Origin of the sequence: Streptococcus pseudopneumoniae IS7493, assembly GCF_000221985.1 — a bacterium.
GTDB lineage: Bacteria > Bacillota > Bacilli > Lactobacillales > Streptococcaceae > Streptococcus > Streptococcus pseudopneumoniae.
This window is the reverse complement of sequence record NC_015875.1, coordinates 1,202,224-1,216,201: the sequence shown is the minus strand read 5'-3', so window position 1 is coordinate 1,216,201 and position 13,978 is coordinate 1,202,224. Positions and strand designations below refer to the sequence as shown.

The 13,978-nt window shown below is 39.9% G+C and carries 12 protein-coding genes; 9 read left to right on the top strand and 3 right to left on the bottom strand.

The features are described 5' to 3' along the window. The 4 genes from pyrR (at nucleotide 1) to carB (ending at nucleotide 5,970) form a co-directional block, all read left to right on the top strand. The gene (gene pyrR / locus SPPN_RS06280) at nucleotides 1-522 is read left to right on the top strand and encodes a bifunctional pyr operon transcriptional regulator/uracil phosphoribosyltransferase PyrR (protein WP_000850023.1); all 522 of its coding nucleotides are present in this window, start codon (nucleotides 1-3) and stop codon (nucleotides 520-522) included. Between the two features lie 18 nt (nucleotides 523-540). After that, entirely contained in the window at nucleotides 541-1,464 is a 924-nt protein-coding gene (locus SPPN_RS06275; protein WP_001293844.1) for an aspartate carbamoyltransferase catalytic subunit, read from the top strand. 49 nt (nucleotides 1,465-1,513) lie between these two features. Beyond that, a complete protein-coding gene (locus tag SPPN_RS06270; RefSeq protein ID WP_000166853.1) occupies nucleotides 1,514-2,593 on the top strand; it encodes a carbamoyl phosphate synthase small subunit in 1,080 nt (359 codons plus the stop codon). A gap of 200 nt (nucleotides 2,594-2,793) precedes the next feature. Then, on the top strand, nucleotides 2,794-5,970 hold the full coding sequence (carB, locus tag SPPN_RS06265) for a carbamoyl-phosphate synthase large subunit (protein WP_001126428.1): 3,177 nt from the start codon (nucleotides 2,794-2,796) through the stop codon (nucleotides 5,968-5,970). Between the two features lie 69 nt (nucleotides 5,971-6,039). On the opposite strand, the gene SPPN_RS06260 is transcribed toward carB, so the two are convergent. The 3 genes from SPPN_RS06260 to tacF are packed head-to-tail and all read right to left on the bottom strand — an operon-like array spanning nucleotide 6,040 to nucleotide 9,151. Then, complete coding sequence (locus tag SPPN_RS06260; RefSeq protein ID WP_001199654.1) at nucleotides 6,040-6,849, bottom strand: LicD family protein; 810 nt, start codon at nucleotides 6,847-6,849, stop codon at nucleotides 6,040-6,042. Nucleotide 6,850: 1 nt separating this feature from the next. Next, nucleotides 6,851-7,654, bottom strand: coding sequence for a LicD family protein (locus SPPN_RS06255; RefSeq protein ID WP_000811881.1), 804 nt, complete (start codon nucleotides 7,652-7,654; stop codon nucleotides 6,851-6,853). Between the two features lie 9 nt (nucleotides 7,655-7,663). Next, a complete protein-coding gene (gene tacF / locus SPPN_RS06250) occupies nucleotides 7,664-9,151 on the bottom strand; it encodes a type IV teichoic acid flippase TacF (protein WP_000835906.1) in 1,488 nt (495 codons plus the stop codon). A 440-nt stretch (nucleotides 9,152-9,591) separates the two neighbouring features. Here tacF and SPPN_RS06245 point away from each other — a divergent pair, with 440 nt between their 5' ends. The 5 genes from SPPN_RS06245 to SPPN_RS06225 are packed head-to-tail and all read left to right on the top strand — an operon-like array spanning nucleotide 9,592 to nucleotide 13,781. Further along, nucleotides 9,592-10,299 (top strand): IspD/TarI family cytidylyltransferase, encoded by a 708-nt coding sequence (locus SPPN_RS06245; RefSeq protein WP_000638486.1) that lies wholly within the window; start codon nucleotides 9,592-9,594, stop codon nucleotides 10,297-10,299. Nucleotides 10,300-10,303: 4 nt separating this feature from the next. Beyond that, the gene (locus SPPN_RS06240) at nucleotides 10,304-11,326 is read left to right on the top strand and encodes a ribitol-5-phosphate dehydrogenase (protein ID WP_000609873.1); all 1,023 of its coding nucleotides are present in this window, start codon (nucleotides 10,304-10,306) and stop codon (nucleotides 11,324-11,326) included. 16 nt (nucleotides 11,327-11,342) lie between these two features. After that, on the top strand, nucleotides 11,343-12,212 hold the full coding sequence (gene licA, locus SPPN_RS06235; RefSeq protein ID WP_000411221.1) for a choline kinase LicA: 870 nt from the start codon (nucleotides 11,343-11,345) through the stop codon (nucleotides 12,210-12,212). Beyond that, nucleotides 12,202-13,080, top strand: coding sequence for a DMT family transporter (locus tag SPPN_RS06230; protein ID WP_000791828.1), 879 nt, complete (start codon nucleotides 12,202-12,204; stop codon nucleotides 13,078-13,080). Before licA ends, SPPN_RS06230 begins: the two co-directional genes overlap by 11 nt. 11 nt (nucleotides 13,081-13,091) lie before the next feature. Then, the gene (locus SPPN_RS06225; protein ID WP_000643965.1) at nucleotides 13,092-13,781 is read left to right on the top strand and encodes a sugar phosphate nucleotidyltransferase; all 690 of its coding nucleotides are present in this window, start codon (nucleotides 13,092-13,094) and stop codon (nucleotides 13,779-13,781) included. Nucleotides 13,782-13,978: the final 197 nt, after the last annotated feature.

Genomic DNA, 13,978 nt, shown 5'->3' with positions numbered 1-13,978 from the left:
ATGAAGACAAAAGAAGTTGTAGACGAATTGACCGTCAAACGAGCGATTACGCGTATTACATATGAGATTATCGAACGCAACAAAGATTTGAATAAAATCGTCTTGGCTGGTATTAAAACTCGTGGTGTCTTTATCGCCCACCGAATCCAAGAACGTTTGGAGCAACTAGAAAATCTTTCAGTTCCTGTTGTGGAATTGGATACTAAACCCTTCCGTGATGATGTTAAAAGTGGAGAAGATACTTCTTTGGTTTCTGTCGATGTGACAGACCGCGAAGTTATCTTGGTGGATGATGTGCTCTATACAGGTCGTACCATCCGTGCTGCTATTGATAATATTGTAGGTCATGGTCGTCCTGCGCGCGTGAGTTTAGCAGTTCTAGTCGATCGTGGACATAGAGAATTGCCAATCCGTCCAGATTACGTTGGAAAAAACATCCCAACCAGTCGTTCTGAAGAAATCATCGTAGAGATGGCAGAACTTGATGGCCAAGACAGAGTTCTGATTACTGAAGAAGCTTAGAAAGCTAAAGGAGTAGCCATGTCAGAAAATCAACAAGCATTGAACCATGTGGTATCCATGGAAGACCTCACTGTCGATCAAGTGATGAAATTGATCAAGCGAGGAATTGAGTTTAAAAACGGAGCTCAGCTTCCTTATGAAGACCATCCGATTGTTTCCAATCTTTTCTTTGAGGATTCTACACGGACGCATAAGTCCTTTGAAGTGGCAGAGATTAAACTGGGATTGGAGCGACTTGACTTTGATGTGAAAACTAGTTCAGTCAATAAGGGTGAGACACTTTATGATACCATTTTGACTCTGTCTGCTTTAGGAGTGGATGTCTGTGTGATTCGCCACCCTGAGGTTGATTACTACAGAGAGTTAATTGCTAGTCCCACGATTACGACTTCCATCATCAATGGTGGAGATGGTTCGGGCCAACACCCTAGCCAGAGCTTGCTTGATTTGATGACTATTTATGAGGAATTTGGTCACTTTGAGGGTCTCAAGGTTGCTATTGCAGGTGACTTGGATCATTCACGTGTTGCCAAATCCAATATGCAGATTTTGAAACGCTTGGGAGCTGAACTTTACTTTGCTGGACCTGAGAAATGGAGAAGTCAAGAGTTTGCAGATTATGGACAGTTTGTAACCATTGATGAAATCATTGATCAGGTGGATGTCATGATGTTTCTTCGTGTGCAACATGAACGCCATGATAGTGGTGCAGTCTTTTCCAAAGAAGACTACCATGCCCAACATGGCTTGACTCAAGAACGTTACGATCGTTTGAAAGAAACAGCAATCCTCATGCACCCAGCTCCAGTCAACCGTGATGTAGAAATCGCAGACCACTTGGTTGAAGCACCAAAATCACGGATTGTCCAACAAATGACCAATGGTGTCTTTGTTCGAATGGCAATCTTAGAATCCGTATTGGCGAGTAGAAACGCCAACTAAAACACAAGACGTTAAAAGACGCCAGTGAGCGTCCACGAGAGGTGAAAATATGACAAAAAGACTTCTAGTATTAGAAGATGGCACAGTTTTTGAAGGCAAGGCCTTCGGAGCAGATATTGATGTAACAGGCGAAATCGTCTTTAATACAGGAATGACCGGCTATCAAGAATCCATTACAGACCAGTCTTATAATGGACAAATCTTGACCTTTACTTATCCTTTGGTAGGAAATTATGGAATCAACCGTGATGATTACGAATCTATTATTCCAACTTGTAAGGGAGTTGTTGTTTTCGAAGAAGCACGTAGAGCTAGTAACTGGCGCAACCAAATGACCTTGGATGAATTTTTGAAAGCCAAGAAAATTCCAGGTATTTCAGGAATTGATACGCGTGCCCTTACCAAGATTATCCGTAAGCATGGTACCATGCGTGCAACCTTGACCCATGTTGGGGATAGCATGGATCATGTGACGGACCAGCTCCAAGCGACAGTCTTGCCGACAGACAATATCAAACAAGTTTCTACTAAAACATCCTATCCAGCTCCTGGAGTTGGTTTGAGCGTAGTGCTAGTGGACTTTGGTCTCAAGCACTCAATTCTACGTGAACTTTCTAAACGCAACTGTAATGTGACCGTTGTTCCTTATTCGACAACGGCTGAAGAAATTCTCCATCTCAATCCTGACGGAGTTATGTTGTCAAATGGACCGGGAAATCCAGAAGATGTTCCACAGGCACTGGATATGATTCGTGGTGTGCAAGGAAAAATCCCAATCTTTGGTATCTGTATGGGACACCAACTTTTTGCTATGGCAAACGGGGCTAAGACTTACAAGATGAAATTTGGTCACCGTGGATTCAACCATGCAGTACGTGAAATTGCTACAGGACGTGTGGATTTTACAAGTCAAAACCATGGTTATGCAGTTAGCCGTGAGGATTTGCCAGAGCATTTGATTATCACCCACGAAGAAATCAATGATAAGTCAGTTGAAGGTGTGCGTCACAGATACCAACCTGCTTTCTCTGTTCAATACCATCCAGATGCAGCTCCTGGTCCTCATGACGCTAGCTACCTATTTGACGAATTTATCGAGATGATGGAAGCTTTTAAACAATCAAACTAAGAACGAGTAAAAGCTCGTCGGAGAATTTATTTAATGGCAACCCGAGAGTTGCCGAATAGAAAGGAGACGATACATTGTTCGCGGAAGTGAACACGCCCTAAGAACTGTGTGAAAAAGATAAACATCGTCTTGACGCTAAAGGCGTCTGCACCGAGTTTTCTATTTTCACTGTGTTCTTTACGGGCTTTGTATCATAAACTATGCCTAAACGTACTGATATTCAAAAAATTATGGTGATTGGTTCTGGTCCGATTATTATTGGTCAGGCTGCTGAGTTTGACTACGCTGGGACCCAGGCTTGCTTGTCGTTGAAAGAGGAAGGTTATGAGGTTGTTTTGGTTAACTCAAACCCTGCCACCATCATGACGGACAAGGAGATTGCGGACAAGGTTTATATCGAACCGATTACACTTGAGTTTGTGACACGAATTCTTCGCAAGGAACGTCCAGATGCCTTGCTCCCAACACTCGGTGGTCAGACAGGTCTTAATATGGCCATGGAGTTGTCTAAGAATGGTATTTTAGATGAGCTAGGAGTGGAACTTCTGGGTACTAAATTGTCTGCTATTGACCAAGCAGAGGACCGCGATCTCTTTAAACAATTGATGGAAGAATTGAACCAACCAATTCCAGAATCTGAAATTGTCAACACAGTAGACGAAGCAGTTGCCTTTGCAGCAACAATTGGCTACCCAGTCATCGTCCGTCCAGCCTTTACTCTTGGTGGTACTGGTGGTGGTATGTGTGCCAACGAGGAAGAATTGCGTGAAATCGCTGAAAATGGTTTGAAATTGTCACCTGTTACCCAATGTTTGATTGAGCGTTCGATTGCTGGCTTTAAGGAAATCGAATACGAAGTCATGCGTGACTCAGCTGACAATGCTTTAGTTGTTTGTAACATGGAAAACTTTGATCCAGTTGGGATTCACACAGGGGATTCCATTGTATTTGCCCCTGCCCAAACCATGTCAGATTATGAAAACCAAATGCTACGTGACGCGAGTTTGAGCATCATTCGTGCCCTCAAGATTGAAGGTGGATGTAACGTTCAGCTGGCCCTGGATCCCCACAGCTTTAAGTATTATGTTATTGAAGTAAATCCTCGTGTATCGCGTTCGTCAGCCCTTGCTTCTAAGGCGACAGGTTACCCGATTGCTAAGTTAGCTGCTAAGATTGCAGTAGGTTTGACCTTGGATGAGGTGATCAACCCAGTTACAGGTTCAACCTATGCCATGTTTGAGCCAGCCCTTGACTACGTTGTTGCCAAGATTCCACGTTTCCCATTTGACAAGTTTGAAAAGGGTGAGCGCCGTCTTGGTACTCAGATGAAGGCCACTGGAGAAGTCATGGCAATCGGTCGTAACATTGAAGAATCTCTCCTTAAAGCTTGTCGTTCCCTTGAAATTGGGGTGCATCACAATGAAATGCCTGAACTTGCATCAGTTTCTGATGATGCCTTGATTGAAAAAGTAGTCAAAGCCCAAGATGATCGTCTCTTCTATGTATCAGAAGCCATTCGTCGTGGCTACACACCAGAAGAAATTGCTGAATTAACTAAGATTGATATCTTCTATCTGGATAAACTCTTGCATATCTTTGAAATTGAGCAAGAATTAGGTGCCCATCCACAAGATCTGGAAGTTTTGAAAACAGCCAAACTCAATGGCTTCTCAGACCGTAAGATTGCTGAACTTTGGGAAACGACTGCAGACCAAGTTCGCCAGCTTCGCTTGGAAAACAAGATTGTCCCAGTCTACAAGATGGTAGATACTTGTGCGGCAGAATTTGACTCTGAAACACCATATTTCTATTCAACCTATGGTTGGGAAAACGAGTCTATCAAGTCTGATAAAGAATCTGTACTTGTCCTAGGTTCTGGTCCAATCCGTATCGGGCAAGGGGTTGAGTTTGACTACGCAACCGTTCACTCTGTTAAGGCTATCCAGGCGGCTGGCTATGAAGCCATCATCATGAACTCAAACCCAGAGACCGTTTCTACAGACTTCTCTGTATCAGACAAGCTTTACTTTGAGCCATTGACATTCGAAGATGTTATGAATGTCATCGACTTGGAGCAACCAAAGGGAGTTATCGTTCAGTTCGGTGGTCAAACAGCTATCAACCTTGCGGAGCCATTGGCAAAAGCAGGTGTGACTATTTTGGGAACGCAAGTTGCTGACCTAGACCGCGCCGAAGACCGTGACCTCTTCGAGCAAGCTCTTAAAGATTTGGATATTCCACAGCCACCAGGACAAACGGCTACCAATGAAGAAGAAGCAGTACTTGCAGCTCGCAAGATTGGTTTCCCAGTCCTCGTTCGCCCATCTTATGTCTTGGGTGGTCGTGCTATGGAAATCGTTGAAAACGAAGAAGACCTTCGTTCTTACATGCGTACAGCGGTTAAGGCTAGTCCTGACCATCCAGTCCTTGTAGACTCTTATATCGTTGGACAAGAGTGTGAAGTTGATGCCATTTCAGACGGAGAAAATGTCCTCATCCCTGGTATCATGGAGCATATCGAACGTGCCGGTGTCCACTCAGGTGACTCAATGGCCGTTTACCCACCACAAACCTTGTCGCAAAAGGTGCAAGAAACAATCGCAGACTATACTAAACGCCTAGCAATCGGTCTTAACTGCCTTGGAATGATGAACATCCAGTTTGTCATCAAGGATGAAAAAGTCTATGTTATTGAGGTCAATCCACGTGCCAGCCGTACCGTTCCATTCCTTTCTAAGGTGACCAATATTCCTATGGCTCAAGTAGCGACTAAGCTCATTCTTGGTCAAAGTTTATCAGAACTTGGCTACCAAGATGGACTTTACCCTGAAAGCACTCGCGTTCATATCAAGGCACCTGTCTTCTCCTTTACCAAACTAGCTAAGGTAGACAGCTTACTTGGTCCTGAAATGAAGTCAACAGGGGAAGTTATGGGTTCTGATACGACTTTGGAAAAAGCTCTCTATAAAGTCTTTGAAGCTTCTTACCTCCACTTGCCAACTTTTGGTAACGTTGTATTTACCATCGCTGATGATGCCAAAGAAGAAGCCTTGAACTTGGCTCGTCGTTTCCAAAATATTGGCTATGGAATCCTCGCGACAGAAGGGACAGCAGCCTTCTTTGCCAGTCATGGATTACATGCTCAGCCTGTTGGAAAGATTGGTGATGATGATCAGGATATTCCAAGCTTTGTTCGCAAAGGAAGAATCCAGGCTATCATTAACACAGTAGGAACCAAACGAACTGCTGACGAAGATGGTGAGCAAATCCGCCGTTCAGCCATTGAACACGGTGTACCACTCTTTACAGCCCTAGATACAGCTAATGCTATGCTTAAGGTACTTGAAAGCCGTAGTTTTGTCACAGAAGCAATTTAAATAGAAAAAAGAGAAGGTGTAACGATCTTCTCTTTTTTGTTATATTTTTTCTTGTAAACTACTGCTTAATCAGCTTTTGCGATAAGCTTTAATACTGTGGCTATACCACTCTTGCATTTCTTTTGATGGTGGTGTCATATAATCCCCATACATCTGGGTTAAAAATTGATCATATTTTTTAGGGACGGGCAACATACGGTCTTCAAACTCAGTTAAGATGAGTTCTTTAAAGGTATCAACTGGGAAGACTTCTTTCATACCTTCCTTACCAATCCCAATTCCTCCTTCATATTGAGGAGTGCTGGTTGAAGCATTTTTGACTAGCTGATCAATTTTCTTGTAAAAGTAGCGAGGATTGACCAATCGGAGGGCGTACCAGCTACATAATCTTAGAAAATCTTTTAATTTGCTATCACCGTGAACTGCGCGTGATTTTTTGATATAGGCTAGTTGACGAAGGGCTACATACTTATAACTCTTATCGACAATGCTCAAGTCTGTAAATCGATCAATTGGGAAGACATCGATAAAGAGACTGGTGTCATGACGCTTGTACTTAACATGGTCTTCGATAACAGTAGAAGTATCCAAAATCGATGCGAAATTATGGAAGTACCAAGAAGAAGTGTCGTAGGAAAGAACCTTGTAGCGAGGGTGATTTTCTTCTTCAATAATCTTCAGTAAACGCTCATAATCCTCACGATAGAGAGAAATATCAATATCATCATCCCATGGAATCATACCTTTGTGGCGGATAGCTCCAAGCATGGTTCCATAACTGAGAAAATAAGGAATATCATGTTTCTTACAAGTCTCATCAATATAGTCTAGCAGGGCTAGTTGAATTTCTTTAATTTCTTTTTTTTCTAAATACTGCATCCTAATCCTCCAATTTGTAAGCGTGAAATTCATGACTGTAGAAGCGTTTTTCTTCTGGTGGTAGGGTCATATAATCTCCATAAAATTGTGTCAAAATAGTATCATATTTTTCAGGTGCGGGAAGGCTTAAATTCTCAAAGGGTAAATCGATTGTTTTATCGAAAGTACCACTTGGAAAGACTTCCTTTTCCTTAAATTTTGAAGGGATAAAGGCCATATACTGACCATTTTCACGACTATATTTTTGAATTTCTTTCTCGATTTTATGTGCAAAATAACGAGGAGAAACAGGTCGAAGGAGTAACCAAAAGGCTGTTCGTATCCAATCTTTTAAAAGGTTATCTTTATAGACAATATTTTTATGTTTACTGAAAGATAGAAGTTTGAAGCTTTCCAGCTTATAACAAGTATCAATGACCTTAGGATCATCAAAGCGATCCATAGGGAAAATATCGATAAAGACACCAGACTCATAGGTTTTTGTATTTCGAGTATCAATAATTTTAGTCGTACTGTCGGTTATTTTGATAAAGTTGTTAAAGTAGTTCTTATCAGTTTCTAAGGAAAGGAGCTTATACTTGCTTTTTTCCTTTTGAAAGATGTTTATAAATCGTTGGTAATCTTCTCGAGGCATGGACAAATCAATATCGTCGTCCCAAGGGATAAAGCCCTTATGTCGAACCGCCCCAATCAGAGTACCGTAATTGATAATATAGTTTATATTGTGCTTTTTACAGAGAGTATCAATATAATCCAAAATTTCTAATTCAATTTGTTTGGCATCTTCAATGGTTAGTTGTTTCATTTTAAACTCCTATGATCTTTTGAATTTATTTTTTAAGGCTAGGACATGGTTTAAAAATTCATAGAAAATGCTATCTTTTGTGAAGACGAGTAGACCAATATAAGAGATAGCTGATAGCAAGACAATCAAACCAGTATTAATCAAAAATGGCAAATTAATGACCATATCCACAGGATACAAGAAATTGATCAGGAAATAAATTCCCACGAAAGAAAGTGAAAAGAGCGAGTATCGAACAGTATAGCCAAAGATATGTCCCAAGTGAATGAGCTGTTTCCTATGGATGAAAACGATATAGAAAACAAGTAGAGAGGCCTCTGATAGCATAGTTGTCAGTAAGTAGTATTCAGGAGCCACGATATGGTTGAAAAAGAGGAGACTATTTAAGCCCAAATTGAGTAGCCCAGCAAAGACTGTATAGACTGTGATACGTTTTTCATAGCCGTTTGTAAAGAGAATTTGGGAACCAAGAATGGTATCTAGTGCCAGGATAATCGTACGAAAAGCGAAGAGAGAGGTTAAGATACCGCCTCCGATATATTTTTCACTACCGTAAAGGAGGATGGCATTTGGTCCTAAAACCATGAGTCCAAAACTCAGTGGAATGATAAAGAAGTTAAAGATTCGACTACCTCTATTAACCAGAGAAACATAGGCTTCTTTGTCTCCTTTACCCAAATAGTAACTGAGACGAGGCACACTCACTCCGATAGCTCCTGTTACAACACCAGCTATAACGGTCACAATTCGTTGAGCCATGGTATAGTAACTAACGTTGACATCAATCCCTGTTTTAACGAGGAAGAGGCGATCTAAAAAAGTGAAGAGCATATTGGCATTGGCAAAGACTAACATGGCTGTCAGAGGGAGAAAGAGTGGTTTAAAATCACTTAGGTGAATCTTAACAAGTTTGATGTCTCTTTTAATCCAAAAATAACTAATCAGGTAGTTAATCAGAGTCGATAAACTCATCACAAGTGTATAAACAACAATATCGTGTTCATTCTTGACAAACAGGAAAATAGAGACCAGCATCAGGATACGGATGAAGGCAGTCTTGTAAAAGAGAAAACTGTAATTTTCCAGAGCTTCATTGACCCACTCGATTGAAAAAATCTGGGCAATGAGTTGAATCCCCATAACAAGGTAGACTTTTTTGATGATTGGATTATCAGTAAAGAAGAGAGGATAGGCTAGGATATAGACAGCAGTGGTCAAAATCGTACAAGCTATGCACAAATAAAAAAGACTAGAGAAGGTTCTATTCAGATCTTTTTTGTTATCCTTGACATTACTGATGGCCCGTAAACCGTAGTTATAGACCCCATAAGTCGCAAAGGGCAAGAAAAATGACAAAATAGTGTCAACTGAGTTGAAGTAACCATAGTCAGTTCGGTCCAAGACACGCGCTACATAGGTTCCAGTTAAGATGGGAAAAATAATATTCAAGACACGAATTCCCATGTAAGATAGAGCATTTAATTTTATACTTTTCATTCAATTTACCTCGTTTTTCATTATATCATAAAGTCAGCTAATAAGAAATGAAGGGCAGTAATACTCTTCGAAAATCAAATTCAAACCACGTCAGCGTCGCCTTACCGTACTCAAGTACAGCTTACGGCTAGCTTCCTAGTTTGCTTTTTGATTTTCATTGAGTATAAGTCAAGTAATCACTTTGAAGTCTCAAATCTTAATTTTAAGTTTTCTTTAAGGAAAGTATATTATTCTGAAGAACTCTAAAATTTCACAGCCATTTATTGGTAATGACTACAGAATTCCTAGTCATTACTAGAAGTGGACTAATTTCTATGAATAATGGAACTGCTTAATCCTCCTATTCTAGAACGGGATGACTAGTATTTCTTTTATGATAGGACTAGATTGTGGTATAATAGAGAGAATAAGTTTTTTTAGTAAGACAAAGGAGAAAATAGATGATTTATGCAGGAATTCTTGCTGGTGGAACTGGCACACGCATGGGAATCAGTAACTTGCCAAAACAATTTTTAGAGCTAGGTGATCGACCTATCTTGATTCATACAATTGAAAAATTTGTCTTGGAACCAAGTATTGAAAAAATTGTAGTTGGGGTTCATGGAGACTGGGTTTCCCATGCAGAGGATCTTGTAGATAAATATCTTCCTCTTCATAAGGATCGTATCATCATTACAAAAGGTGGTGCTGACCGCAATACAAGTATTGAGAAAATCATTGAAGCCATTGATGCTTATCGTCCGCTTACTCCAGAGGATATCGTTGTTACCCACGATTCTGTTCGTCCATTTATTACACTTCGCATGATTCAAGACAATATTAAACTTGCCCAAAATCATGACGCAGTGGATACAGTGGTAGAAGCGGTTGATACCATCGTTGAAAGCACCAACGGTCAATTTATTACAGCTATTCCAAATCGTGCTCACCTTTATCAAGGACAAACACCTCAAACATTCCGTTGCAAGGACTTCATGGACCTTTACGGCTCCCTTTCTGGTGAAGAGAAGGAAATCTTGACAGATGCATGTAAAATCTTTGTGATCAAAGGAAAAGATGTAGCCTTGGCCAAGGGTGAATATTCAAATCTGAAGATTACAACCGTAACAGATTTGAAGATTGCAAAAAGTATGATTGAGAAAGACTAGTAAAATGATTAATCAAATTTATCAACTAACTAAGCCTAAGTTTATCAATGTCAAATATCAGGAAGAGGCTATTGACCAAGAAAATCATATCCTTATCCGTCCTAATTATATGGCGGTCTGTCATGCGGATCAGCGTTACTACCAGGGAAAACGTGATCCCAAGATTTTGAATAAAAAGCTTCCAATGGCAATGATTCATGAGTCATGTGGAACCGTTATTTCTGATCCGACAGGAACCTATGAGGTTGGGCAAAAAGTTGTCATGATTCCCAATCAGGCTCCTATGCAGAGTGATGAAGAATTCTATGAGAACTACATGACAGGGACCCATTTCTTATCTAGTGGATTTGATGGCTTTATGAGAGAGTTTGTTTCTCTCCCTAAAGATCGTGTGGTGCCTTATGATGCTATCGAAGATACGGTTGCAGCCATTACAGAGTTTGTCAGTGTCGGTATGCATGCCATGAATCGCTTATTGACCCTTGCTCATAGCAAGCGGGACCGAATCGCCGTTATCGGAGATGGAAGTTTAGCTTTTGTAGTTGCCAATATTATCAACTATACTTTGCCAGAAGCAGAGATTGTGGTTATTGGTCGTCATTGGGAAAAATTGGAACTTTTCTCATTTGCTAAAGAATGCTATATCACTGATAATATTCCTGAAGATTTGGCCTTTGACCATGCTTTTGAGTGTTGTGGTGGTAATGGTACTGGACCGGCTATAAATGACCTGATTCGCTACATTCGTCCTCAGGGAACGATTCTCATGATGGGCGTTAGCGAGTATAAAGTCAATCTCAATACACGCGATGCCTTAGAAAAAGGCTTGCTCTTGGTTGGTTCCTCTCGTTCTGGTCGCATCGATTTTGAAAATGCAATCCAAATGATGGAAGTCAAGAAATTTGCCAATCGTCTTAAAAATATCCTTTATCTAGAAGAACCTGTAAGAGAAATTAAAGATATTCACCGTGTCTTTGCTACCGATTTAAATACAGCCTTTAAAACTGTGTTTAAGTGGGAAGTATAAGTGCTGGAGGTTAATTGTGGAGAAAATCATTAAAGAAAAAATTTCTTCCCTACTTAGTCAAGAAGAGGAAGTCCTCAGTGTTGAACAACTGGGGGGGATGACCAATCAAAACTATTTGGTCAAAACAACAAATAAGCAATACATTGTTAAGTTCTTTGGTAAAGGGACAGAAAAGCTTATCAATCGTCAAGATGAAAAGTACAATCTTGAACTACTGAAGGATTTAGACCTAGATGTAAAAAATTATCTTTTTGATATTGAAGCTGGTATCAAAGTAAATGAGTATATCGAATCTGCGATTACGCTTGATTCAATGTCAATCAAGACCAAATTTGATAAAATTGCTCCAATATTACAAACTATTCATGCTTCTGGCAAGGAATTAAGAGGAGAATTTGCTCCTTTTGAAGAAATCAAAAAATACGAATCCTTGATTGAAGAGAAAATCCCTTATGCCAACTATGAAGCTGTTAGAGAAGAAGTCTTCTCCTTAGAAAAAAGACTGGCTGACTTAGGTGTTGACAGAAAATCTTGTCATATCGATTTGGTACCTGAAAACTTTATCGAGTCACCACAAGGACGACTTTATCTGATTGACTGGGAATATTCATCAATGAACGATCCAATGTGGGATTTGGCTGCTCTCTTTTTAGAGTCCGAATTCACTCGTCAAGAGGAAGAAGCCTTCTTATCTCACTATGAGAGTGAGCAAACACCTGTCTCTCGTGAAAAGATTGCCATTTATAAAATTTTACAAGACACTATTTGGAGTCTATGGACAGTCTACAAAGAAGAGCAAGGTGCAGATTTTGGTGACTATGGTGTGAGTCGTTACCAAAGAGCTGTTAAAGGTCTAGCTTATTATGGAGGTTCAGATGAAAAATAAAAATGGAGTTTCTTTTGGTCTACTCTCAGGTATTTTCTGGGGGTTAGGTCTAACGATTAGTGCTTATATCTTTTCGATTTTTACAGATTTGTCGCCCTTTGTGGTGGCCGCTGCTCACGATTTCTTGAGTATCTTTATCTTACTAGCTTTTCTCTTGGTAAAAGAAGGAAAAGTTCGTCTCTCAATTTTCTTAAATATTCGCAATGTCAGTGTTATCATCGGAGCCTTGCTAGCAGGTCCTATCGGTATGCAGGCCAATCTTTATGCGGTTAAGTATATCGGAAGTTCCTTAGCTTCATCTGTATCGGCTATTTACCCCGCGATTTCAGTTTTATTGGCTTTCTTCTTTTTAAAGCACAAGATTTCGAAAAATACTGTGTTTGGGATTGTCTTGATTATTGCAGGGATTATTGCTCAGACCTATAAGGTTGAACAGGTCAATTCCTTCTACATTGGGATTCTTTGTGCTTTGGTTTGTGCCATTGCATGGGGAAGTGAGAGTGTTCTTAGCTCTTTTGCCATGGAAAGTGAATTGAGTGAAATCGAAGCCCTCTTAATCCGTCAAGTGACTTCATTCTTGTCCTATCTTGTGATTGTGCTCTTCTCTCATCAGTCATTTGCAGAAGTGGCCAATGGACAATTGCTAGGTCTTATGATTGTCTTTGCAGCCTTTGATATGATTTCCTACTTGGCTTATTATATCGCTATCAATCGCTTGCAACCAGCCAAGGCTACAGGTCTTAACGTGAGTTATGTAGTTTGGACTGTCTTGTTTGCAGTTGTTTTCTTGGGTGCACCGCTAGATATGCTGACAATTATTACGTCACTTGTCGTTATTGCTGGAGTTTATATTATTATTAAAGAATAAAGGAGATTCGTGTGAAAGCCATCATCTTAGCAGCGGGATTGGGAACTCGCTTGCGTCCTATGACTGAAAATACCCCTAAAGCCTTGGTTCAGGTTAATCAAAAACCTTTGATTGAATACCAAATTGAGTTTTTAAAAGAAAAAGGAATTAATGACATCATCATCATCGTTGGTTACCTTAAAGAACAATTCGATTACTTAAAAGAAAAATATGGAGTTCGCCTCGTTTTCAATGATAAATACGCTGACTACAATAACTTTTACTCTCTCTATCTTGTAAAAGAAGAGTTGGCTAACAGCTATGTTATTGATGCGGATAACTATCTCTTCAAAAATATGTTCCGCAATGATTTGACACGTTCGACTTATTTTAGTGTTTATCGTGAAGATTGTACCAACGAATGGTTCTTGGTCTATGGAGATGACTACAAGGTTCAAGACATTATTGTTGATAGCAAGGCAGGTCGCATCCTTAGTGGTGTATCCTTCTGGGATGCTCCAACTGCAGAAAAGATTGTCAGCTTTATCGATAAGGCTTATGCAAGTGGCGAATTTGTTGATCTCTACTGGGACAATATGGTTAAGGATAACATCAAAGAGCTAGATGTCTATGTTGAAGAATTAGAAGGTAATAGCATCTATGAGATCGATAGTGTCCAAGACTATCATAAATTAGAAGAAATTCTTAAAAACGAAAATTAAAGATTTTGTATGTGAGTTATAGTCTCGATAAAAATAGTTACATCAAAATGAAATAGGAATTAGGTGAATCAATTGGGGAAGTCAAATTAGTGTGTTCGTCTCCTATTTCAATCTACTATACAAGAAAAGTGCAAATAAGAAATCTCCAGATTAGGAACCATCAGTGAGTTCTCTAGTTTGGAGATTTTTCAATATAC